Below are 24663 nucleotides of genomic sequence, written 5' to 3'. Positions count from 1 at the left end.
AACCCAAGAGAGTCGCTCAGTCCCATTGGAATGGGGGATGAGTATAAAAAGCAAAAGTAAAAAGCCATATTCGCCGAAACGAATATGGCTTTTTTGTAGGGTAATCGATGCGTTAGCGAATGATCATTTGATCGCGCTCAGGTCCAACTGACACCATGCTGACGCGCACGCCCATGAGGGCTTCGATGCGTTCAACATAATGTTGTGCAGCCTTTGGCAGACTTTCGAAGGTGCGGCAAGTGGTGATGTCTTCACTCCAGCTTTCCATTTGCTCATACACTGGGCTTAATGCAGCCGTTTGTGGCCAAATTGGGTTCTCAGTGTGCTCACCGTCGTAGGCAACACAAATCTTGAGATCTTTCATGCCTGTCAGGCAGTCAATCTTGGTCAGGGCGATTTCAGTTGCTGCTTGCAGCTCAACACCATTACGAGTAGCAACGGCATCGAAGTAACCCATATCACGTGGACGACCCGTAGTAGCCCCAAACTCGTTGGCGTTTTTACGGAAGTCATCTTGCTCTTCCATCGCGGTAACTAAAGTACCTGTACCGACAGATGAGCTAAAGGCTTTGGCTACGGCAATGATGCGCTCTGGGCGCAGCGCGGGTAAGCCACTGCCTAAACCTGCGAAAGCCGCTGTTACGTTAGAAGAGGTTGTGTACGGATATTCACCGTAAATTAAGTCACGACCTGCGCCTAATTGCGCTTCAAACAGTAAGTTAGCATCTTGTTTTTGCAGCGCTTTTAATGGCTCTGTCACGTTACAGATAAAGGGACGCCATGGCGCGGTGACATCTAATAACCACTGAGTCATTTCGGCGGCAGTTTGGGAAAAGTCACAGCTTGGATAGAGCGCCTTTAATTGTGGTAGCTTCCAATCAAGCATAAATTGAATGCGCTCTTGCAGCACTTCGGGTTGCTTTAACCAACCAACCAGAATGCCTTTTTTCATCACGCGATCGCCATAGGCTGGAGCGATACCTTGACGGGTTGAACCGTAGGCCAGATCGCCTAATCGTTGTTCTTCTAAGGTATCTTCCAGTGCGTGGATCGGTAAGCAAAGGGTTGCGCGGTCAGAAATGCATAATTTAACTTCAATGCCAGCCGCTTCGACTTCGGCGATCTCAACACTGAGTTTTTCAGGGCTGATCACCATGCCAGGGCCAAGTACTGCAACGCAGTTTGGATTGAAAATACCGCTAGGTAATTGGTGTAATTTAAAGGTGCCATAGTCGTTTACGACTGTATGGCCTGCGTTGTTACCGCCTTGAAAGCGAACACTCGCAGCAGCATCTGCGGCTAAATAATCTACGATGCGGCCTTTGCCTTCATCACCCCAATTTGCACCCACAACTACGATAGACGGCATAACATCATCTCCACAGGAATTAAGCGGTTATGCTAGACCCCGTTATCGAATAAGAGAAATTAATTATAGTTATCGCATCGATAAGAAAGTCATATATCATGACGCCATTGGGAATGATGGATGGAGATAAAAGCAATGCTCGAACTTCATTGGCTAAAAACCTTTGTGACATTGGCTGAGTGTAAACACTTTGGTAAGGCAGCTGCGGCGCTGCATATGACACAGCCCAATGTCAGCCTGCATATCAAACAACTTGAGCAGAACACGCGGGTGAAGTTGATTGAACGTAATCCGTTTAGGTTAACTCAGGCGGGGTTCCGTTTGCTCGAGAGCAGTCAGAAGACCTTGATGGAGTTGCAAGTGTGTCAGGCGGATCTCAATGCCATCAACGATCTTAGCCAAGGTACCTTAACCATAGCGGCTAGCGACATCATTTCTCGCTTGTTGTTAATTCAGCCTTTTCAATTGTTTAAAGCGGAATTCCCCGGGATTGATTTTTCCCTGCTTAATACGACTTCGTTTCAAGCCTCGGAACTGGTCACTAATGCCGAGGCGGATTTAGGTTTTGTCATCGCACAGAAAGAAAGTCAGCCGCTACATTTTACTGAGTTGCAGCAAATCAAATGGTGCGCACTTGGGAATAATTTAGCGCTATGGCAGCAGAGTCAAGGGCGTGATGATATGCCATTAGCGGAGCAACCTACCTTGATTTTACTTGGGCACGATACCCGTACTCGCGAGCTGCTCGATCCCGCCTTACCTAGCTTAAATTTGCCTCGCTATCGGATTATGGAAGTCGGCAGTGTTGATGCCCAAATCGATTGGGCGGAGGCTGGCTTTGGGGTGGCTATTGTGCCTGAGTTTTCCATTTACACTAAGACAAACTTAAAGAGTAAGGTGACACCACTGCCGGATTTTCCAAGTACAAGCCTAGGCTATATTGTGCGCCAAAATCAGATTTTATCTAAAGCCATTAAACAGTTATTGCAGTGGGTCAATCAAGAGATTATCCGCATTCAAGGACAGAGTGTGGGGAGCTAACTTCAAGGCTGGATTAGGTAATTAATTAGCACTCAACAATTGCTGATATTGGCCATTTTCTTTCAGCATGGATAAGCCTTGATCGAGGGCTTTAGCCAATAACGCAGCTTTAGGGTTTTCCTTCGAGAACGCTAAATAAATCTGACTGCTGTGGTTGTCAAAGGCGGCGATGACTTCATCGCTTACACCCATTTTTTGCAGGTTTTCTTGTGCGACAAGATCAAACATAACAGCCGCATCGATTCGGCCAATCAGCAGTAAATTGATAAGTTGCTGTTGGGTGGCGACCGTGACGATGTTCAATTGACGTTGTTTGACTAATTCAGGAAATTCGTCCCCATATTCATAGCTTTTTATTACTCCAACATTGCTGCCTTTTGGTATTTGCCATTTGTTTTCAGCAAGTAAAGAACGTTGCTTTCGTTGATAGAATGAGGCTTTTGCGACAAATAATGGCATATCCCCAAAGACGAAACGTTGCTCTGTGCTGGCTTCTCTGGTGACATTAAATACTCCATCGACAGCCCCTTTTTCGGCCATCATCAAGGCTCGGCTGTAGGGCACAACAAGACTATTGACCTCAATGTGAGCTTGTTTAAATGCGGCTTCGATCAGTCGATGAGAAATGCCTTGGCCAAACTGGTTTGCAAATGGGGGCCAACTGTCTTCGGCTGCTAAGGTAACAGTCTGATATGAGGATTTTTGTGTAACATTTTGACTTTCTTGAGCTTTAGTTTGATGGCTCACTAAGAATGACAATAATAGTGAGGTACTCAGTAAAAAAAACAGTGTCGAAAAACGTCGCTGCTCAATTTTAGCCTTAGTCTCACCGCAAACACGCATTTTATGTCCATATTAGCCTATTCCTAATGGGGTAACTTATAGCATAAGTCTTTATTATGAGGCCAATTATTTTGAGCTGTGCACATACAATTGTGACTCTCACTTTACCTACAGATAACGAGTAAACGGTACCTATGAGACTAGAAGTCGTGAAGGCGAAGATGGCTAGCTGATGAGCTAGGGTTAAAGATAAGATGGTTTATCTGGCGCTACCTCGGTTTACCCTTTTCAATAACTAAAGTTGAGCGTGTTTTTTATATTGTTATTCAATGTATTGGCTTAGTTTTGATTCAGCGATTATAGGCCGTTAAGTATCAAGGTTATCGAAAAATGCTTGTTGCACCTGTAGAAAATAGCTGGTTTAGTGGAGGTGAATCACCACAAAGCCTAAATCATTTTGAAAGTATTTAGGGGGCGTTTTCAGGTTAAATTGCTGTCAAAATACCTCGAAACTTCAATACGCCATTAATGCAAGATAATCGCGATGGGGTGTTGAATTTGAATCAATAAAACAACAATAAGGACAACCAATGGAATATCCTCTCGTCAGTACTCAATGGCTCGAAGCGCATCTTACCTCGCCTGATTTAGTGTTACTCGACGCCAGTATGGCCGTGGTTTTGGGCAAAGAGCCGATTGTCTATTCAGAGCCTGTATGTATTCCTCGCTCGAGGTGCTTTGATGTGGAAGAGGATTTTTGCGATAAAACGTCTTCTCAAACCCATGCGTTACCCAAATTTGAACAGTTTGTAGAAGGAATTGCCAAGCTTGGTATTAGCCCGAACAGCGTGGTTGTTATCTATGATAATCAAGGTATTTATTCATCTCCGCGCGCTTGGTGGATTTTCAAAGTAATGGGATTTCACCGTGTGTATGTGCTCGATGGTGGCTTACCTCAATGGATGGCTGAAGATAGAGTCACCTCATCTCGCTACCAGGAAGAAGGGATAGATTATGGCGCAAGCGATAGTGAGGAACTGACTGCTGTACTGGAATATCAGCCTGCGAAGGTGATGGATGCTGAGGCTGTGTTAGCCAAACTTGATGATAGCGATAGTGCAATTATTGATGCACGGGGATCGGCGCGCTTTTTAGGCCAAGTGAGTGAGCCGCGACCTGGAGTGCGCAGCGGGCATATTCCCCATTCGGTCAATCTCCCCTTTGGTGACGTGCTCAATGGCTTCAAAATCAAAGATGTGGCCGAATTGGTTAAGCTGTTTCAAGGGCTTGTTAGCGATAAACCGTTAAGGATTTTTAGCTGTGGCTCGGGTATTACCGCCTGTATTTTAATCTTAGCCTCGGTCGCTGCGGGGCATACTGATGCTGTACTTTACGATGGTTCTTGGGCGGACTGGGGCAGTCGCAACGATTTACCCATCGAGCGTTAAACGATATTAGGTGGAGTGCAGTCCTTCGGAATGCTAACCTTGCCGCAATCAATTGACGGTGATATGTCCTTTGACTTATCAAGGAGTTTGTCATGATAACCAGATTGTTCGATAAATTGATCTTTGGCTTTATCTTAGTGATGGCGCTGCAACTCCCCCAATTAGCCGATCATTATCAGCAATTTTTGGCGGGGCTCTATACTTCGACTCAATGGCAAGTTGAGGGCTATAAGGCCACGGCTAAGGCGTATCACTTCAGCGATGTGGAAACCATGATCGCCCGCCATTTGCAAAATGAAGAGCCTAGCGTTAGGGCGGATGCCGAGCAAAAGCGCCAGACGTTGGCTCTGCTGCAAACACTTCAACAGGGAATGCAGACTTTTGAGCAGGGCAATCTCTTCGAGAAAACCGCCTATATGTTCAATCCCGCTCGTTTTGAATATTTAGAGCAGACTATTGTTAACTTTAAGCCTGGCATCCCGTTAACCGCCAGTGGTATCGGTTTTGGCGTGTTGGTGGCGTTAATCGTGCATTATCTTGGTTCACTGCCTTTTATTCTGTGGGCAAGGCGGCGTAGGCGGATTAAATTAACCCGCGCCCTATAGGTCGTTGGATACTTGCGCGTTTATCCAACGACAGAGCAAACCTTAGAATAAGTCCTTAAACCTGTGGTACAGCATACCTGCAGCCAGCATAGGCGAGCGGAATGTGGGGCCGCCAGGGAAGGTCATATGCTTAATCTTGGCGAATACATCAAAATATCCTGCTTGCTGACAAATGGCTTCGGCTAGGAGTTTTGCTGCCATGTGGGTGGCATTTACGCCATGACCTGCATAGGCTTGGGCGTAAAAAATATTACTCGCATCGGGTAGGCGACCAATTTGCGGCATACGGTTGGCGCCAATGCCTATCATGCCGCCCCATTCGTAATCGATGCGTACGCCTTTTAATTGTGGGAATACCTTTTCAAGATTGGGCCTAAGCGCTGCCTCTATATCCTTTGGGTCTTTGCCTGAATAAGTACAAAGGCCACCAAACAGTAAGCGTCTATCCGCTGATAAGTGGAAGTAATCTAGGGCGATTCGCATATCTGCAAATGCCATGTTTTGCGGGATAAGGCTTTGGCATTGCGCTTCTGTGAGTGGTTCAGTTGCAAGTAGATAACTCCCCGCAGGAAGCACCTTACCGCCGATGTAGCTATTTAATTTATGGCCAATATAGGCGTTGCCTGCGAGTACGAGATATTGGCAAGTCACTTCGCCTTTTGCCGTTAATACTCGCGGTTTATTGCCTGAAATAATCTTTTCTACGGCGCTGTATTCAAATAATTGCGCACCTAATTCACGGGCAACACGAGCCTCACCCAAGGCCAAGTTAAGTGGATGTAAATGGCCACTTCCCATATCCACTAGGGCACCTTGGTAAAATTCTGAGCCGATAACTTCACTGAGTTGGGATTGGGTCAGCAGCTTTATTTCATGCTGATATCCTAGGCTTTTAAGACTGTCGAATTCGTCTTGAAGCTCAATCATATGTCGAGGCTTCACTGCAAGATCGCAATAGCCCATTTGTAAGTCACAATCGATATCATGGGTCTGTATCCGATTTCTAACGATCTCCACGGCTTCAAAGCCCATTTGCTGGATCGCACTAACACCTTCTTGTCCAATTTCGTTTATAAATTGCGCTGGGTCATGGCCAATACCTCGGATCAGCTCGCCGCCATTGCGTCCTGAAGCGCCCCAGCCAATTCGTTTTGCCTCAAGCAACACCACACTTAAGCCTCGCTGTCTTAGCTCAATCGCTGTGTTAATGCCGCTAAAGCCGCCACCCACAATACAAACATCTGCCGTTATGCTGCCTTCAAGTTGAGGGTGAGCGTAAATTTCTTTAGCAGTATCAAGATAATAAGAGTGAGGGTATTGTTCACTATGCACTGGAGGTTTAGTGGCCATTAGGGCTCCAAAAAATTGTTTTTATTGTAAATTGGGCTTGTCTCAGTATACTCATCACACTTTTGTGATACTGCTTTAAAGTGTTCGTTTTATTTAACACACTTTTTAGCTAGAATACAACGGAAGCGATTAAACTCACGCTTTTAGGGCTAAAATGTGTTTGGGATGGTGTTTATCCTGAACAACCGTTCTTCATCTATCGGGGCGACCGATCCTTTGGGGAGATGTGAAATTTGGATATTGGAGCCAGTCTCAGAACTGTTCGAAAAATGAAAGGCTTATCTCAACGCGAGTTGGCTAAGCGTGCTGGTGTGACTAACAGTACGATTTCAATGATCGAAAAAAACAGTGTTAGCCCATCCGTCAGTTCTTTGAAAAAAGTATTGTCGGGTATCCCTATGTCTTTAGTCGATTTTTTCTCAATTGAAGCTTCAATTGAGTGTGAGCAAAAAGTGGTATATCGCTCCGATGAACTCCTCAACATAGGTACAGGGCCATTAGAATTCAAATTGATTGGTCGTGATTTTCCCAATCGTGCCATGTCGGTGATGAGTGAAACCTATCCACCGGGTTCGGATACGGGCGAGGAAATGCTGAAACACGAAGGTGAAGAAGCTGCCATGGTGATTGAAGGTAAGTTCGAGCTTACCGTTGGCGACGAGGTATATATCTTAGAAGCGGGTGATAGCTATTACTTTAATAGTGAGCTACCCCATCGATTTCGCAATCCCTTCGATGAGCCTTGTCGGCTGATCAGTGCTACAACCCCTGCTAATTTCTAATTGCGTAACGCTGTCCTAGATTGCCTAGGGTAGCGTTCTCTTTGAGAACCCACCAGTTACTCACCATGTTAGTCCGGCTTTGGATTGTAATATATCATTCAAAGTGTAAATAATATTTTTCAAATGAACTTAGGTTTTCAGTCTTTATCTTTGGCTAATTTTTATCCTAACAATACTGCTGGTGGTTGTTTTATCATCAAAAAACAAAGATTGTTAGTTTAAGTTTCTGTATTAAAACTAAAAATTACGCATTAAAATCAAACTGTCATTAACAAGTGTTTAACCTCTTGCCTGGGGTTAAATTTCGGTGTACTGTGTGAAAAAATGAACATTAAAAATTAACTTGTTCATTGTACTCGTGAATAAATGCTTGGAAGGTGAGTTATGTCTACCCTGTTACCCCTTATTGGTGTTATTGCGTGTAACCAACGATTGGGTTCACACCCTTTTAATATTGTTGGCGAAAAATACCTATTAGGTGTGGTAAATGGTGCTAAGGGGTGGCCACTTGTGATCCCATCCTTAGGCGCGGACCAACCTATCGAAGCCATTCTGGCAAGACTTGACGGTATTCTGTTTACGGGTTCGCCCTCTAACGTTGAGCCACACCTTTATGCGGGGGTACCGAGTGAAGCGGGTACTCACCACGATCCTAAGCGAGACGCTACGACACTACCACTTATTCGAGCTGCCATTGCTGCGGGAGTCCCCGTGCTTGGGATTTGTCGCGGTTTTCAAGAAATGAACGTGGCTTTTGGTGGCAGTCTGCACCAGAAGTTACACGAAGTGGGCGGTTTTATTGAACATAGAGAAGATAAAGAGGCCTCGTTAGAGGTGCAATATGGGCCATCCCACAGTATTACTGTGGAGCCTGGGGGGGTCATTTACGAGGCTTGGGGCCGTAACTCTGCAGAGGTTAACTCTGTGCATACTCAAGGCGTGGAGCGCCTTGGGATGGGGTTGCGGCCAGAAGCTTGTGCTCCTGATGGTCTTGTGGAGGCTTTCTCCGTGATCGATGCCACTGAATTTGCCCTCGGTGTGCAATGGCATCCTGAATGGAAAGTAAGTGAAAACCCATTTTACCTCTCAATATTCAATGCCTTTGGCGATGCGTGTCGTCGTAGGGCTACAACTCGAGTGAAATAAAATGAATAAGCTAATCGCTTTTTTAAAAGAACGAAAAATCACAGAAGTCGAATGTGTTATCAGCGATATGACTGGTATCGCCCGTGGCAAAATTGCCCCAGTAGATAAATTTCTCGATGAAAAAGGTATGCGCTTACCCGAAAGCGTGTTGCTGCAAACCGTCACCGGTGACTTTGTCGACGATGATATCTATTACAGTTTGCTCGATGATGCCGATATCGATTTTGTCTGCGTTCCCGATGAAAATGCAGTATTTATGCTGCCTTGGACGATTGAAGCTACGGCACAGGTGATCCACGATTGTTACGACAGAATGGGCAATCCTATCGAATTATCACCTCGTAACGTCTTGAAAAAAGTGCTGTCTCTTTATGATGAAAAAGGCTGGGAGCCTGTTATTGCACCTGAGATGGAGTTTTACCTGACCAGCCGCAGCGATGATCACGATTTACCCCTCAAGCCGCCTATTGGTCGCTCAGGCAGACCGGAAGCGGGGCGTCAGTCTTTTTCAATTGATGCCGCCAACGAATACGATCCTCTGTTTGAAGACATGTATGACTGGTGCGAAATTCAGGGTTTAGATATTGATACGCTTATCCATGAAGATGGCCCAGCACAGATGGAGATTAACTTCAGTCACGGCAACCCGTTATCACTAGCGGATCAGGTGTTTGTGTTTAAGCGCACTCTACGTGAAGCGGCACTAAAGCATAATGTTTGCGCTACCTTTATGGCAAAACCCGTAACCGATGAGCCGGGTAGTGCTATGCATATTCATCAAAGTGTGATTAACAAAGAAACCGGTAAAAATATATTTACCAACGAAGATGGTACGCAAAGTGCGTTGTTTTTGAGCTATATCGCAGGGCTACAGAAATTTATCCCTGAACTCCTACCTTTGATGGCGCCAAATGCTAACTCGTTCCGTCGATTCTTACCGGGAACCTCTGCGCCCGTTAACTTGGAATGGGGTGTTGAAAATAGGACCTGTGGTTTACGTATTCCGGAATCTTCACCTCAAAATCGTCGTATTGAAAACCGCATTCCTGGTGCGGATGCTAACTGCTACTTAGCCATTGCTGCGAGTTTACTCTGTGGTTATATCGGTATGGTCGAGGGACTCAAACCCTCCACACCCGTTCAAGGTAAATCCAATGAAAGCCGGAGCAATAACCCACACTGCTTACCATTAACCTTGGAAGAGGCGTTAGCCGCGATGGAAGAAAGTGATGCCTGTAAGGAATATTTAGGTGAGTCCTTTACCACGGGCTTTGTGGCCGTCAAACAGGCCGAGCTTGAAAATTTCCGCAGAGTGGTGAGTTCGTGGGAGCGAGAATTTTTATTACTCAGTGTATAAAATGTTTTACATAGGTTGCACTGTTTTTGTTCAATGTTGTCATTTTGTTAACGGATTATAACGCCTGACAATGAGAACATTCAAACAGTGATTAAAAACTCTCTGCACCATTTTGGGTTGCTTGCTTAACTTTGGTGCAGAGTGCTTTTAACCTTAAGTGCTAACTTTGGATAAAGGGAAGATTTATCTGCTCTTTTGAGTGCTCATTCATTTAGTGTCTCTGTGTGCGGTGCTTGGGTCCTAAGAGTAAATACATAAAGTTGAACCTGTAAGTTTGGTTTTAACTGGCTGTTAGTTAATAACTTTGTAAGATGGTTGCAGCGGTTTCCCTAGGGGCTTGAGGCATTTGCCTTAATATTGCAAGATGTATGGTGTTACGATAACTAGTCTATTTTTATGCTTGTTAATGCAAATATAGATATAGATAAATTTGGCATGAAATCTGATAATCCCATTCATTGCAGCGACCTAGAGATGAAGGCATTATGGTGCTGTAGAGACTGCCGATGCGGTTTTTAAGGTGTAGCATTGGTCGAGAATAACAACAATAACCGAGCAGATGGTCGGTGACACAATTTCAGAATTGTTAAAGGCAATTCTGCTACCCGAGAAAGGAGAAAGCATGAAGCTATTTAATAAGATGACGACTTTGGCGCTAGTAACCGCAGGATCACTTGCCAGCGTAGCTGCTCAAGCTGAAGAAGTTGTGCGTGTATATAATTGGTCTGATTATATTGCAGAAGACACCTTAGAAAACTTCAAAAAGGAAACTGGGATTCGGGTGATTTACGATGTGTTTGATAGCAACGAAGTCGTCGAAGCTAAGTTATTATCTGGTCGCAGCGGCTATGACATCGTTGTCCCATCTAACCATTTCCTCGCTAAACAGATTAAGGCCGGTGCATTCAAGCCACTAGACCGCTCTAAACTCACCAATTTTAAAAACCTCAATGCTGACCTGATGAAGCTGTTAGAGAAGGCCGATCCAGGTAATCAATATGCAGTCCCTTATCTGTGGGGAACGAATGGTATTGGTTACAACATCAATAAAGTGAAAGCGGCTGTGGGTGAAGATGCACCATTAAATTCTATGGAGCTGATCTTTAACCCAAAATATGCTGAAAAAATCTCTAAATGTGGCTTTGCCATGTTAGATTCGGCCGATGATATGGTGCCACAGGCGATGATTTATCTTGGGCTCGATCCTAATAGTACTAAGGCCGAAGATTACGAAAAAGCCGGTGAGTTACTCGAAAAGATTCGTCCCTATGTGACGTATTTCCATTCATCACGTTATATCTCTGATCTCGCCAATGGTGATATTTGCGTGGCTTATGGTTTCTCTGGTGATGTGTTCCAAGCTGCTGCCCGCGCCGATGAAGCGGGTAATGGCAATAAGATTGGTTACTCTATTCCTAAAGAAGGCGCCAACCTGTGGTTTGATATGTTAGCCATCCCAGCAGACGCCACTAACGTGGAAAATGCTCACAAGCTTATCAACTACTTACTTCGCCCTGAGGTGATTGCACCTATCTCTAACTATGTGGCTTACGCAAATCCTAACGATCCTGCGCAGCCCTTAGTCGATGAAGCGATTCGCAATGACCCAGCGATTTATCCACCAAAAGAAGTGTTGGATAAATTGTATATTGGCGAAATTCGTCCATTGAAAATCCAACGTGTATTAACTCGCGTCTGGACCAAAGTGAAATCTGGCCAATAATCGACATTGGGCAAGCACAGCTTGCCCCTTTTGATAAACAAGACAATGGCAGCTCCTTTGGGCATTAAGTCTGCAAGATTAAATCTCTATTCATTAATTCATTGTGTAAATCTCAAGTGTTGAATGTGTTATCACATCAATACTCGGGTGGAGAAGTACTATGGCAAGCACCTCGGGCGTCACCAATAAACCCACTACAAAGACGCAAGAAAAAGTCCTGCTTAAGATTGAGCGGGTCAGTAAGCTGTTTGATGATGTGCGTGCAGTTGACGACGTATCATTGACGATCAATAAAGGCGAAATTTTTGCCTTACTTGGAGGCTCAGGCTCGGGTAAGTCTACCTTGTTGCGTATGCTCGCGGGGTTCGAAAGACCGACATCTGGGCGGATTTTTCTCGATGGTGAAGATATTACCGATCTACCGCCTTATGAACGTCCGATCAATATGATGTTCCAATCCTATGCGCTATTTCCCCATATGACGGTGGCACAAAATATCGCCTTTGGTTTAAAGCAAGACAAGTTACCGAAAGCTGAAATTGAGCAACGCGTACAGGAAATGCTCAAGTTGGTACATATGGAGCAATACGGGAAACGTAAACCGCATCAGCTTTCTGGTGGTCAGCGCCAACGGGTCGCCCTTGCTCGATCTTTGGCAAAACGTCCGAAATTATTATTGCTTGACGAGCCAATGGGTGCACTAGATAAAAAACTACGTACTCAGATGCAGTTAGAAGTGGTTGAAATCCTCGAACGTGTTGGTGTGACCTGTGTGATGGTGACCCATGATCAGGAAGAGGCCATGACCATGGCGGGCCGGATCTCGATTATGAGTGATGGTTGGATAGCTCAAACCGGCTCTCCTATGGATATCTACGAGAGTCCAAATAGTCGCATGATTGCCGAATTTATCGGTTCAGTGAACCTCTTTGGCGGTGAGATTGAAGTGGACGAAGTCGACCACCTCATCATTAAACCCAATGATTTAGTACAGCCTTTCTATGTGGGTTACGGGGTAACCACCAGTGTTGAAGAAAAGCACGTATGGCTAGCTGTCCGCCCAGAGAAAACCATTATCAGCCGTGAACAACCTGAAGGTGAATACAACTGGGCTAAGGGCATAGTGCATGATATTGCCTATTTAGGTGGGATCTCGGTGTACTACATTCGCCTTGAAAATGGTCAGATTGTGCAATGCAGTATGACAAACCGTGAACGCCGCGCCGACCATGCAACCTGGGATGATGAAGTGTTTATCAGTTGGGAGGACACCAGTGGCGTGGTGTTAAGATCATGAAGATAAAGTCCAAACTTAAATGGCTTAAAGGACGCTTCTGGACGATAAGTCTACCTTATACATGGCTATTGCTGTTCTTCGCCTTGCCCTTTGCCATTGTCCTTAAAATTAGTTTCTCTACGGCGGCGATTTCAATTCCGCCCTATGAGGCGACTTTTCAATATGCAGATGATGTACTAAATATCTTCCTGCATTTGGGTAACTATTTGATGTTGCTAGATGATTCGCTGTATTACACTGCGTATCTCAGCTCATTAAAAATGGCGCTCATTTCAACCATTGGCTGTTTGATCATTGGTTATCCTATGGCCTATGCCATTGCCCGTGCGCCAGCAAGGTTGCAAACCGTGCTGTTGTTATTGGTGATGCTACCTTCCTGGACCTCGTTCTTAATCCGCGTTTATGCCTGGATGGGGATCTTAAGTAACACGGGGATTATCAATAACACATTGATGTGGTTAGGAGTCATTTCTGAGCCATTGCAAATCTTGAACACCAATATCGCCGTCTATATCGGGATTATCTATGCCTATTTGCCCTTTATGATCTTGCCGCTGTATGCGACCTTAGTGAAGTTAGATATGAGCTTGATTGAGGCTGCTTCGGATTTAGGATCAAGCCGGATTAACACTTTCTGGAAAATTACTTTTCCTTTATCCAAAAGTGGGGTGATTGCTGGATCGATGTTGGTATTTATTCCGGCAGTAGGCGAGTTTGTGATCCCTGAACTGCTCGGCGGACCAGATTCGTTAATGATAGGTAAAGTGTTGTGGCAGGAATTCTTCAATAACCGTGATTGGCCTATGGCCTCATCACTGGCGATTGTGATGCTGGCACTACTGATTATTCCTATTACCTTATTCCATCGCTATCAAGCACGTAGTTTGGAGAAAGACCTATGAAAAAGCTGAGTTTTTCTTCTGTAATGCTGTGGTTTGGGTTGTTCTTTTTATACGCGCCTATGCTGATTCTAGTGATCTATTCTTTTAACGAATCCAAGCTTGTGACAGTGTGGGGCGGTTTTTCACCTAAGTGGTACGGCGAGCTATTTGCCGATCAGCAGATCCTCGATGCCGTGTGGACCAGCCTAAGAATTGCGTTTTACAGCTCCACTATGGCGGTGATTATCGGCACTATGGCTGCCTTTGTGATGACGCGGTTTAAGCGTTCATGGGCCAAGCTCACCTTGTCGAATATGATCACAGCGCCTTTGGTTATGCCCGAGGTCATCACGGGTTTGTCATTACTGCTGCTATTTGTGCATTTGGCAGATCTTTTGGGGTGGCCGAAAGAGCGCGGCATGGTGACCGTATGGATTGCCCATTCGACCTTCTGTGCGGCCTATGTGGCTGTGGTGGTGTCTTCAAGATTGCGTGAGTTAGACATGTCAATCGAAGAGGCGGCAATGGATCTTGGTGCAACGCCGCTTAAGACCTTCTTCCTGATCACTGTGCCTATGATTTCGCCGGCATTAGTGGCGGGGTGGTTGTTATCCTTTAGTCTGTCACTCGATGACTTAGTGATTGCAAGCTTTGCCTCAGGCCCCGGTGCGACGACCTTACCTATGGTGGTGTTCTCCTCGGTGCGCTTGGGGGTATCGCCTAAGATCAACGCCTTGGCAACACTTATCATTCTGTGTGTGTCGTTAATCGCTTTCCTGTCGTGGTATATGGCAAGACGCGCCGAAAAACGTGAACGAATGCCGCTTAACTAACGTGTACTAACATGCCCAAATGAGGATTCCAGTGCTGAGATTCAAGAGCAGAGTGAGCAAGCACTGAGTCGAAATCTCGCGTGAAAAAGGATGGCCTTGATACCAAAGGCCATCCTTCTCCCTGCCCGCCAAGTCTTCTTATCTGTACCTCTACACTCAATTTTCAAATCTGTTTAAGGCATCAAGGATACTTTGTTTGAAATATCAAACATTGTGTAAATTATTGTGCTTTTATGGCTAGTGTTTCCCGATTTGAAGGTGTAGGATGTGATAGTTGTTTAAAATAATGAACATAAAAATCAAGGGAACATCATGTCAGCCATACCTCACACTGGATCATATTATGCGGCATCGGCCAACGATAAGGTTGAGCGCGCGCGTTTACAGGAATCGATTGAAGCCGATGTTTGTGTGATTGGTGCGGGGTATACAGGCCTGTCTGCCGCACTGCATTTACTCGAATCGGGTTTTAGTGTTGTGGTGCTCGAAGCGGCGCGAATTGGTTGGGGAGCCTCGGGGCGTAATGGCGGACAAATCGTCAACAGCTATAGCCGTGACATTGATACCATTGAAAAAACCGTTGGCAAAGAACAAGCCAAGCTCTTTGGTCAAATGGCCTTCGAGGGCGGACGCATCATCCGTGAACGTATTGCTAAGTACAACATTGACTGCGATCTCAAAGATGGCGGCGTATTTGCGGCGATGAACGAAAAGCAGATGGGACATTTACGCCATCAAAAGCAGTTATGGGAAAGCCATGGCCATGTTGGCAAGCTTGAGATGCTCGATGCAAACGGCATTCGAACTGTGGTAAATACTGAGCGCTATGTCGGCGGTATGTTGGACAAGAGCGGCGGTCATATTCACCCGCTGAATTTAGCCTTGGGTGAAGCCCGTGCAGTAGAATCCCTCGGCGGCAAGATTTTTGAAGACTCAGCGGTGCTGCGGGTCGATGAAGGCGATAGCCCTGTCGTACACACCGCTAAGGGCAGTGTAAAAGCCAAGTTTGTGGTGGTGGCAGGTAACGCTTACCTCGGTAAACTTATGTCTGAATTGCAAGCTAAATCAATGCCTTGCGGTACACAAGTGATCACCACAGAGCCCTTGGATGAAGAGCTAGCTGCAAGTCTGTTGCCCCAAGACTACTGCGTCGAAGATTGTAACTATCTGCTTGATTATTTTAGGCTGTCTGGCGACAAGCGCCTGATCTACGGCGGTGGTGTAGTGTATGGTGCCCGCGATCCTGCGGATATTGAATCCCTGATTATCCCGAATATGCTCAAAACCTTCCCACAGTTAAAAGGGGTTAAGGTTGATTATGCTTGGACGGGTAACTTTTTATTGACCTTATCGCGTCTACCACAGGTCGGTCGTATTGGTAAAAATATCTATTACTCACAGGGTTGTAGCGGCCATGGCGTTACTTATACCCACTTGGCAGGCAAGTTAATTGCCGAAATGCTCAATGGTCAAGCCAAGCGTTTCGATGCTTTTGCGGCGCTGCCTCATTATCCCTTCCCCGGCGGACACGCCTTACGTGTGCCTTTTAGTGCGTTGGGGGCATGGTATTACAGTCTAAGAGACAAATTAGGTATTTAATTTGAATTTTTTATACGAGGTAAGGCATTACCTCGCAGCGAGAGGAATTTCCAGTGTTGTTAAAAGACCCGAGTCTGCTGCGTCAGCAATGTTATATCAATGGTCAGTGGTGCGATGCGCAGTCAAAAGAAACTGTCGCTATCGCTAATCCCGCGACGGGCGCGGTGATCGCAAGCGTCCCTGTGATGGGGCAAGCCGAAACGCAAGCGGCGATTGCGGCAGCTGAAGCGGCGTTGCCTGCATGGCGAGCACTTACTGCAAAAGAGCGTGGTGCCAAGCTGCGTCGCTGGTTTGAATTACTCAATGAAAACAGTGATGACTTAGCGTTAATGATGACCACTGAGCAGGGCAAACCCCTTGCCGAAGCTAAGGGGGAAGTCACCTACGCCGCCTCCTTTATCGAATGGTTCGCCGAAGAAGCGAAACGCGTCTATGGCGATACGATTCCTGGGCATCAGGGCGATAAACGCATCATGGTGATCAAGCAGCCCGTGGGCGTGACCGCGGCTATTACCCCTTGGAACTTCCCAGCGGCGATGATTACCCGTAAAGCCGCGCCAGCACTGGCTGCGGGTTGTACTATGGTGGTGAAACCTGCGCCGCAAACGCCTTTTACCGCATTAGCCTTAGCCGTGCTGGCCGAGCGCGCCGGGATCCCCGCTGGGGTATTCAGTGTGATCACCGGTGATGCTATCGGCATTGGTAATGAGATGTGCAGTAACCCAATCGTGCGTAAGTTGTCTTTCACCGGCTCGACCCAAGTGGGCATTAAGTTGATGGAGCAATGCGCGCCGACGCTGAAGAAATTATCTTTAGAATTAGGCGGCAACGCGCCATTTATCGTATTCGATGATGCCAATATCGATGCGGCGGTTGAAGGCGCCATGATCGCTAAGTATCGCAATGCGGGGCAAACCTGTGTCTGCGCTAACCGCATTTATGTTCAGGAGGGCGTGTATGATGAATTTGCTCGCAAGCTCAGCATTGCCGTGGGCAAATTAAAGGTGGGCGAGGGGATTACTGAAGGCGTCACTACGGGACCGCTTATCAATCGCGCGGCGGTAGAAAAAGTCCAGAGCCACCTTGAGGATGCGCTCAGTAAAGGGGCGACAGTAGTCGCGGGCGGTAAGCCCCATAGCTTAGGCGGCAACTTCTTCGAGCCCACGGTACTGACGCATGTCGATAGCAGTATGCGCGTGGCCCGTGAAGAAACCTTTGGCCCACTGGCGCCGCTGTTTAAGTTTACCGATGTGGACGATGTGATTAAGCAAGCCAATGATACCGAGTTTGGGTTAGCGGCTTATTTTTATGGCCGTGATATCTCCTTAGTGTGGAAAGTGGCCGAGGCATTGGAATACGGCATGGTAGGTGTCAACACTGGGTTGATCTCCACCGAAGTCGCGCCGTTTGGCGGAATGAAATCCTCAGGGCTCGGCCGAGAAGGCTCTAAGTTCGGTATCGAAGAATATTTAGAAATCAAATATATCTGTATGTCTGTTTAAGTGACTGACGCTTGACAGGCAATGCGACTTCAGCAAGTTGGGAATGCAAGTAAGGAACACAAAATGAGCACAACTAATGATTCATTAATGGCACGTCGCCAAGCCGCTGTAGCTGGTGGAGTGGGTCAAATTCACCCAATTTTTACTGCCCGCGCTGAAAACGCGAGTGTGTGGGATGTTGAAGGTCGAGAGTTTATCGACTTTGCAGGTGGTATTGCTGTGCTCAACACTGGGCATTTACATCCTAAGGTTAAGGCGGCTGTTGCGGCGCAGCTTGAGGACTTCTCCCACACCTGTTTTATGGTGCTGGGTTATGAAAGCTATATTCAAGTCTGTGAAAAACTGAATCAGTTAGTGCCGGGGGATTTTGCCAAGAAGACGGCCTTATTCACCAGCGGCTCAGAAGCGGTTGAAAATGCAGTTAAAGTTGCTCGAGCATATACTAAGCGGGCGGGCGTGATTGCCTTTACCTCGGGTTATCATGGTCGCACTATGGCGGCACTGGCGTTAACGGGAAAGATCGCGCCTTACAGTAAAGGCATGGGGTTAATGTCGGCGAATGTGTTCCGCGCTGAGTTTCCCTGTGCGCTACACGGCGTGTCCGATGATGATGCGATGGCCTCTATCGAACGTATCTTTAAAAATGATGCCGAGCCGAGCGATATTGCCGCAATTATTCTCGAACCTGTGCAGGGCGAAGGCGGGTTTTATGCCGCTTCGCCAGCCTTTATGCAACGTTTACGCGCACTGTGTGACCGCGAAGGCATTATGCTTATCGCCGATGAAGTGCAAACGGGGGCGGGTCGCACGGGGACCTTCTTCGCGATGGAGCAAATGGGCGTGAGCGCCGATATCACCACCTTTGCTAAATCCATTGCTGGTGGTTTCCCACTCTCAGGTATTACGGGTAAAGCTGAAGTCATGGATGCTATTGGTCCCGGTGGCCTTGGCGGCACCTACGGCGGTAACCCACTGGCCTGTGCGGCGGCGCTTGCCGTACTTGAGGTGTTTGAAGAGGAAAAACTGCTTGAGCGTGCCAATGCGATTGGCGAGCGGATTAAGTCGGCGTTAAATACCATGCAAGTCGAACATCCACAAATTGCCGATGTGCGTGGTCTAGGGGCGATGATCGCCATTGAATTAATGGAAGAGGGCAAACCTGCACCTCAGTACTGTGCTCAAATCTTAGCCGAAGCAAGAAACCGAGGATTGATTCTCCTCTCCTGCGGCACCTACGGAAACGTGCTGCGGATTTTGGTGCCATTGACAGTGCCAGACGAGCAGCTTGGAGCGGGGCTGGGCATTCTTAAAGCCTGCTTCGATGCCGTGTTAAAAGGTTAACAGAGATAAAAAATCCCGCTTAGGCGGGATTTTTTATGGCGTGGTTTAACGCTTAATTTCCTTTCATTTCCATCAGGATTTGCAGTGCTCGCTCACGTTTGTCCTGATCATACAAATCGTTGGTAAAGATAAACTCATCGACACCCAGCTCCTTCACTATCATCTCTAAGCGGTGCTTGATGGTGGTGGGGCCACCGGTGACGGATAAGCCTAAGAAGTTATCGACATAGGTTTTTTCCTGCTCGCTCCATAGGCCATCCATGCTATGCACGGGGGGCTTTAACCAAAGCGCCTCACCACGGATTAGCGCAAGTACCCGTTGCTTGGAGGTGGTACTCAAGTATTCGGCTTCGGCGTCTGTCTCGGCGGCGATAAGCGGCAGGCCAAGCATGACATAGGGCTTATCCAACACCTTAGATGGCTTAAAGTCGCGGCGGTAAATCTCAATCGCATCGTAGAGGAACCTTGGCGCAAAATGCCCTGCAAAGACATAGGGTAAGCCGCGCTGTGCCGCAAGCTGGGCGCTAAACAGGCTAGAGCCGAGTAGCCAAATCGGTACATGGGTGCCTTCGCCGGGAATCGCTCTCACGGGATGATGGCCATTGTAGTCGCCGAGTAGGTTTTGTAACTCGCTCACCTCGGCGGGAAATTGCTCCGCACGGCTCATATCGCGGTTAAGGGCGCGACTGGTGATTTGATCGCTCCCAGGGGCGCGGCCAAGCCCTAAATCGATACGCCCAGGATAAAGACTCTCGAGCGTACCAAACTGCTCGGCAACCACTAGGGGCGCATGGTTGGGCAGCATAATCCCGCCCGCGCCGACGCGAATGCGTTTAGTATTTTCAGCAATAAAGCCAATTAGTACTGATGTCGCGGCGCTGGCGATACCGGGCATATTGTGGTGCTCGGCAAACCAGAAACGATTAAAGCCTAAGTCATCGGCCACCTTAGCGTATTGCAGGCTGGCGCGTAGCGTGTCTCTGATACTGGTGCCATAGCGAACAGGGGCAAGTTCTAACAGTGAAAAGGGAATATCCGCCAGGGGAGATTTAGCCGCGGGCACAGCCTGCGATGGGATGACAGATGATGTGGATGTGGATGATGTAGCCATAAATTAAGCGCCTCTTTGCGTGTGTCAGCTCTGTCGCAACGGCCTTATTTGGTGTCCCACGGATGAATGTGGTGGGCGCTAAAGCGATTGTTCTGTCAGTGCTGATTGAGTCTTACCCTAGGATATGGTGACGTATCAACGATAAACAAGCTCAAGGCTTTAGCTTAACACTGAGTTAAAATTGGAACCGAACATCTTAGTTTTGCAAACAGGGGTGAAAGCCTTATCCCAAGCCGATGCATGAAAAATCAGCACAGAAAGTTCAGATTGTTTGGTGATGAGCAGTAACCTAAAGGTATAAAAAAACTGCCGCAAGCGGGGCTTGTCGGCAGTTTTTATCGCTCACATATCACTTATGTGAATGAAGGATTATTGCTCGGCTTTCACATCACGTAGTGATGCCGCCGCGTTATCTTCAATGCTGTTATGGGCGTGATGACTTTCTGTCAAACGGCGCATCAGTGGTAATACGGCTAAGGCGATAAAAGTACAGACCACGGCCGCAATACCTAATTTATTGAATAGATTGGTATAGACGGGCAGAGTTTGCAGTGGATCGACTAAGTCCTGTGGCACGCTGGCAAAGTTAGCCACAACGCCGCCCAAGTACTGGGAAATCCCCGATGCCACGAAATACGCGCCCATCATAAAGCCGCCCATACGAGCCGGTACGTAGCGAGCGATCATGGCTAAACCAAGACCACTGACCAGTAATTCACCCAAAGAGTAAGAAGCGTAACCCCAAATCATTACCCAAGAAGAGGTTTTACCCTCAACGGCAAATTGACCTGCAAATCCATAGATAAAGAAGCCAATCGCGACAACCGCAAAACCTAAGGCAAACTTAGCGGCAATCGAAAAGTCTTTATTATTGCGACCAGCCCAAGAATAACTCCAAGCTAAAACTGGGCTTAACACCATGATCCAGATTGGGTTCAGTGCTTGGAACTGTGCAGGAGACCAAGTCCATAAATGGGTACCAAAGACTTGGAAATCCCAATCGACGTTACGCAGCGCAAACAGGGCCAGCGAAGTCGACATTTGTTGATAGAAGATAAAGAAGAAGACGGTTTGCACTGTGAGGATAAGCGCTGCGATAAGGCCTGCACGCTCACTTGGCTCACTGGTACGAATTAAGTGGAAGAAAATCCCTAATACTGCCACACCCGCGGCATACACGAATACTCGGGCAACATCTTCATATTCAAGAATGATGGCCGAAGCAACAACGGAAAGTGCCGCTAATATCAATACGATCGCAAGATTCTTTTTGTTGACGGGGCGAGTATCAGGCTCTGAACCATAGTTGGCGAGGCTCTTATACATCAGGGCATAGTTACCTAAGCCGACGATTAGGCCCACACAGCACACGGCAAAAGCGGCATGCCAGCCAAATTCGTTACCATATTGCGCGTTAACATAGTCCTTAATCCAAGGCGTTAACAGCATAGAGAAAGTCGAACCTACGTTTACCGCCATGTAGTAGATGGTAAAGGCGCTGTCGATCTTAGAGTCATCACCTTCGTAAATCTTACGGACTAAGTTACCGGCATTGGGTTTAAATAGGCCGTTACCGACCACAATCACCCCAAGAGCGGAGAACATAAACCAAGTGTTTTCGGTCGGCACTGTCATCAGGGCATAGCCGACAGATAAAATCCCCGCACCGAGCAACATAGTGCGTTTGGTGCCGAGAATTTTATCCCCAACCCAACCACCGATGGCTGGCGACACGTAAATCAGCGCCGCACAGGCACTCCAAACTAAGTTTGCACGGGAGTCATCAAAGCCAAGACGCTGCACCATAAAGTACACGATCAGCGCTTGCATGCCGTAATAACCAAAACGTTCCCATAATTCGATAAGTGACACAGTCATAAACGAATGTGTCTTGCTTACCTGATTGGTACCAAGAGTCATAAAGCTTGCTTCCGTTATTGTTGTTTTGTGTTTAAGGCCAAGAGTATAAGGCGATAGCCTGCGCAAACCAATGCCACAACGCCAAAGAATAGACTTTGTTACAAATGAAATAGGGGTTTTTAATCTGGAATTAATTTTTGTAAAAAAGTGTGGCTCGCTAATCTTTGTGGTTTGTGAGTTTGGTCATATTTGCGTTCATCGATTTGGGATAAATATCAAATTGCCACCTATTGGGATAAAGGTCGCAATTGGCCCTAAATCTGTCGGTGAAAAGTTTTACTTATAGTTAACAATTCACTATCTTAAAGACTGGTAATCCCGACGCAGAGTGCTATTTTTTAAATTAGTCAGCAAAAATAAAAATGAACTAGATCAAAATAATTAGGCTCTTGACCTTATATTTGGAGTTTACTCGATGAAGCATTTGTCCATCAGTACTAAGTTGTTGTGGATCACTTCCGCCTTATTTCTCTCAATAGTGGCTATTCTCTCCATCAGTCTATGGTGGACCCTCTCGGATCAAAATGCTGAACTTTCCTATCAGGTTCAAGAAACATTGCAAAAGGAGACCCACGATAAGCTTGAAGCGCGAGCGGGCGAATATGGCGAAATGGTCGCAGGTTTTATCAACGAAGCTTACCGGATCCCTTATTCCTTTTCAGGCATACTTGAAAGCACGTCAGAAGAATTGCCACTCAAGCGTGATCGTTTAGAACTCGCTGTGGCTGCTGTGTTAAAGAAAAATACGCAAATCTCGTCAATGTATGCCCAGTTCGAAGCTAATGGGTATGATGGACTCGACAGTGAATTTTTAAATGTTAATGTCAGCCATAGTGTTGCTTCATCTGGGGCATTGGAGGTGTATTACACTCGCAATGATGATGGCACAGTTGAACATAACCAAGTTGATGATTCATCGGAAAAATATAAAACAACTCTCAACGAATTTGGTATACGAGATGCTGAATGGTTTTTATGTGCAAAGGAGACCTTAAAGCCTTGTTTAATGGAACCTTATCTCTACGAAATCACCCCTGGCAATACAGCGTTAATGACGTCGTTAACGGTTCCTGTACTTAAGCATAAACAATTTATTGGTGTGGTTGGGGTGGATCTCAACCTACCAGTATTCCAAGTGTTAATTGATAAACTGTCTAAAAGCCTTTATGACGGCCAAGCTAAAGTGACTTTGCTCAGTACCCGTGGTTTAGTGGTTGCCGCAAGCCACTACAGTAAAAAGGCGCGTCCGTTAGCCGAGTCTATTGACCCCAAATTGGCAACACAAATTGTTGGATTGCATAAAAATGGCGGTTACATGGCAAATGACGATGAAATTATCGTCGCCTATCCGATTAATATTCCCCTTGCCAACGCAGAGTGGTCACTTGCGATTCAAGTCCCTAAATCAATGGCACTCAAGAGTTCGATTCAACTAAATGAAACAATGGACGAAATGGCAACATCACTTGGCAGCATCTTATTGATTGTTGGCCTAGCGGTTTCCATTCTAGCGGTTGTTACCATCAGCATAGTGATCCGCAGCGTGATTGCACCACTCAAAGTCATTCAGGGCCGCGTTGAAAATTTAGCCAGTGCCGATGGCGATTTAACTCAATCGATTGAAGTCGATTCACACGCAGAACTTATCGCTCTGGGTAAAGGATTTAATTCCTTTATCAATAAACTTAAGGATTTAATCTCCGAGCTTAAAGCGTTGGCAGGGCGGACACAGGAGGAAAGTTTATCCTCTGCAAAAATTGCAGAATTAACCCGCGATAGCGTACATCGTCAATATGGTGAGATTGAGAGTGTTGTGACTGCGGTTAATGAAATGAGTGCTACAGCCCTTGAGGTTGCCAAAGCTTCTGAACAAACCGCTGCCGAAACGGAGGCTATGTCACGCAATGTGCGTCTCAGTGAAGAGAGTCTGACTAAAGCGATGGATTATGTGACTACTATGTCGCAAGAGTCTATGCAGGCTAAAGTCGCCGTCAGTAAAGTGGCTGAAAGTAGCACTAATATTAGCCGTATCCTCGAAGTGATTAGCTCCATTGCCGCGCAAACAAACTTACTCGCTTTAAATGCGGCTATTGAGGCTGCTCGCGCAGGTGAGCAAGGACGGGGTTTTGCGGTGGTTGCCGATGAAGTAAGGGCACTTGCCTCCAAAACCCAAAGCTCCACTGACGATATTAGCGTGCTGATTGATGCGCTCCAAAAAGAGGTTCTTAGTGCATCGGGGATTATTGATAAAGGTGCTGAGCGTGCACAAATGGCCGTTTCGCAAACGGAGCAAGCGCTTACCTCCCTTAATTCTATGGTTAGCCAGATTGAGGAGATTTCAGCGCAAGTGACCCATATTGCTGCGGCGGCAGAGGAGCAAAGTGCCGTTACTGAAGAGGTTAATCGAAATATTACTGGCATATCCGACTCAGCCTCTGAACTCGCTCGTCTTGCAGGCGAAGCACAGCAAAGCAGCGTCGTTCTCGCCGAGCTGGTGAAACAACAACATCAGCAATTAGGTAAGTTAAAAACCTAACCAGATGGTCAGCCTCCTGCTATTTAAGGTCTGACAGGC

Annotated in this window: 19 protein-coding genes; 14 read left to right on the top strand and 5 right to left on the bottom strand. The window is 46.7% G+C overall.

The annotated features are described in order from the left end of the window. Positions 1 to 112: 112 nt before the first annotated feature. Entirely contained in the window at positions 113 to 1369 is a 1257-nt protein-coding gene (locus JM642_RS14945) for an adenylosuccinate synthase (protein ID WP_037415384.1), read from the bottom strand. A gap of 135 nt (positions 1370 to 1504) precedes the next feature. Between JM642_RS14945 and JM642_RS14940 the strand changes: the two genes are divergently transcribed. Continuing rightward, entirely contained in the window at positions 1505 to 2410 is a 906-nt protein-coding gene (locus tag JM642_RS14940; RefSeq protein WP_037415386.1) for a LysR family transcriptional regulator, read from the top strand. Between the two features lie 21 nt (positions 2411 to 2431). Here the strand turns inward: JM642_RS14940 and JM642_RS14935 are convergent, their stop codons facing one another. Next, positions 2432 to 3253, bottom strand: coding sequence for a transporter substrate-binding domain-containing protein (locus JM642_RS14935; protein ID WP_203432077.1), 822 nt, complete (start codon positions 3251 to 3253; stop codon positions 2432 to 2434). 530 nt (positions 3254 to 3783) lie between these two features. Here JM642_RS14935 and JM642_RS14930 point away from each other — a divergent pair. Both JM642_RS14930 and JM642_RS14925 read left to right on the top strand, forming a co-directional pair. Next, positions 3784 to 4641 carry a sulfurtransferase gene (locus JM642_RS14930; RefSeq protein ID WP_188869721.1) on the top strand — a complete coding sequence of 286 codons (858 nt, stop codon included), beginning with the start codon at positions 3784 to 3786 and terminating at the stop codon, positions 4639 to 4641. A 92-nt stretch (positions 4642 to 4733) separates the two neighbouring features. Next, positions 4734 to 5246 carry a DUF2937 family protein gene (locus JM642_RS14925; RefSeq protein ID WP_069454462.1) on the top strand — a complete coding sequence of 171 codons (513 nt, stop codon included), beginning with the start codon at positions 4734 to 4736 and terminating at the stop codon, positions 5244 to 5246. A 42-nt stretch (positions 5247 to 5288) separates the two neighbouring features. Here JM642_RS14925 and JM642_RS14920 read toward each other — a convergent pair whose 3' ends face one another. Continuing rightward, positions 5289 to 6596 carry an FAD-binding oxidoreductase gene (locus JM642_RS14920; protein WP_188869718.1) on the bottom strand — a complete coding sequence of 436 codons (1308 nt, stop codon included), beginning with the start codon at positions 6594 to 6596 and terminating at the stop codon, positions 5289 to 5291. 233 nt (positions 6597 to 6829) lie between these two features. Between JM642_RS14920 and JM642_RS14915 the strand changes: the two genes are divergently transcribed. From JM642_RS14915 to gabT, 10 genes are all read left to right on the top strand, one after another. Next, positions 6830 to 7378 carry a cupin domain-containing protein gene (locus tag JM642_RS14915; protein WP_037415400.1) on the top strand — a complete coding sequence of 183 codons (549 nt, stop codon included), beginning with the start codon at positions 6830 to 6832 and terminating at the stop codon, positions 7376 to 7378. A 384-nt stretch (positions 7379 to 7762) separates the two neighbouring features. Further along, complete coding sequence (locus JM642_RS14910; RefSeq protein WP_037415404.1) at positions 7763 to 8524, top strand: gamma-glutamyl-gamma-aminobutyrate hydrolase family protein; 762 nt, start codon at positions 7763 to 7765, stop codon at positions 8522 to 8524. A 1-nt stretch (position 8525) separates the two neighbouring features. Continuing rightward, a complete protein-coding gene (locus tag JM642_RS14905; protein ID WP_037415407.1) occupies positions 8526 to 9881 on the top strand; it encodes a glutamine synthetase family protein in 1356 nt (451 codons plus the stop codon). Positions 9882 to 10503: 622 nt separating this feature from the next. Beyond that, positions 10504 to 11604 carry a polyamine ABC transporter substrate-binding protein gene (locus tag JM642_RS14900; protein ID WP_037415411.1) on the top strand — a complete coding sequence of 367 codons (1101 nt, stop codon included), beginning with the start codon at positions 10504 to 10506 and terminating at the stop codon, positions 11602 to 11604. A 160-nt stretch (positions 11605 to 11764) separates the two neighbouring features. Next, positions 11765 to 12901 carry a polyamine ABC transporter ATP-binding protein gene (gene potA / locus JM642_RS14895; RefSeq protein WP_037428537.1) on the top strand — a complete coding sequence of 379 codons (1137 nt, stop codon included), beginning with the start codon at positions 11765 to 11767 and terminating at the stop codon, positions 12899 to 12901. Continuing rightward, the gene (locus JM642_RS14890; RefSeq protein WP_037415417.1) at positions 12898 to 13803 is read left to right on the top strand and encodes an ABC transporter permease subunit; all 906 of its coding nucleotides are present in this window, start codon (positions 12898 to 12900) and stop codon (positions 13801 to 13803) included. The genes potA and JM642_RS14890 overlap by 4 nt, the downstream gene beginning before the upstream one ends. Further along, positions 13800 to 14615 (top strand): ABC transporter permease subunit, encoded by an 816-nt coding sequence (locus JM642_RS14885; protein ID WP_037415420.1) that lies wholly within the window; start codon positions 13800 to 13802, stop codon positions 14613 to 14615. Before JM642_RS14890 ends, JM642_RS14885 begins: the two co-directional genes overlap by 4 nt. Positions 14616 to 14927: 312 nt before the next feature. Continuing rightward, complete coding sequence (locus JM642_RS14880; RefSeq protein ID WP_203432076.1) at positions 14928 to 16214, top strand: FAD-binding oxidoreductase; 1287 nt, start codon at positions 14928 to 14930, stop codon at positions 16212 to 16214. A gap of 53 nt (positions 16215 to 16267) precedes the next feature. Next, positions 16268 to 17716 carry an NADP-dependent succinate-semialdehyde dehydrogenase gene (gene gabD, locus JM642_RS14875; protein WP_203432075.1) on the top strand — a complete coding sequence of 483 codons (1449 nt, stop codon included), beginning with the start codon at positions 16268 to 16270 and terminating at the stop codon, positions 17714 to 17716. A 63-nt stretch (positions 17717 to 17779) separates the two neighbouring features. Continuing rightward, a complete protein-coding gene (gene gabT / locus JM642_RS14870) occupies positions 17780 to 19057 on the top strand; it encodes a 4-aminobutyrate--2-oxoglutarate transaminase (RefSeq protein WP_203432074.1) in 1278 nt (425 codons plus the stop codon). 52 nt (positions 19058 to 19109) lie between these two features. Here gabT and JM642_RS14865 read toward each other — a convergent pair whose 3' ends face one another. Together JM642_RS14865 and JM642_RS14860 are read right to left on the bottom strand one after the other, a co-directional pair. After that, complete coding sequence (locus tag JM642_RS14865) at positions 19110 to 20168, bottom strand: LLM class flavin-dependent oxidoreductase (RefSeq protein ID WP_239000450.1); 1059 nt, start codon at positions 20166 to 20168, stop codon at positions 19110 to 19112. A 369-nt stretch (positions 20169 to 20537) separates the two neighbouring features. Next, positions 20538 to 22088, bottom strand: a complete 1551-nt coding sequence (locus JM642_RS14860) for a peptide MFS transporter (RefSeq protein ID WP_037415432.1) — start codon at positions 22086 to 22088, stop codon at positions 20538 to 20540. A gap of 415 nt (positions 22089 to 22503) precedes the next feature. Here JM642_RS14860 and JM642_RS14855 point away from each other — a divergent pair, with 415 nt between their 5' ends. Further along, positions 22504 to 24624: a methyl-accepting chemotaxis protein gene (locus tag JM642_RS14855; RefSeq protein ID WP_203432073.1), complete on the top strand. Its 2121-nt coding sequence runs from the start codon at positions 22504 to 22506 to the stop codon at positions 24622 to 24624. The last annotated feature ends 39 nt before the right edge of the window (positions 24625 to 24663 follow it).

The organism is Shewanella sp. LZH-2 (assembly GCF_016859145.1).
GTDB lineage: Bacteria > Pseudomonadota > Gammaproteobacteria > Enterobacterales > Shewanellaceae > Shewanella > Shewanella xiamenensis.
Note: the sequence above shows the minus strand (reverse complement) of the source record. Positions and strands in the feature narration are given on the sequence as shown.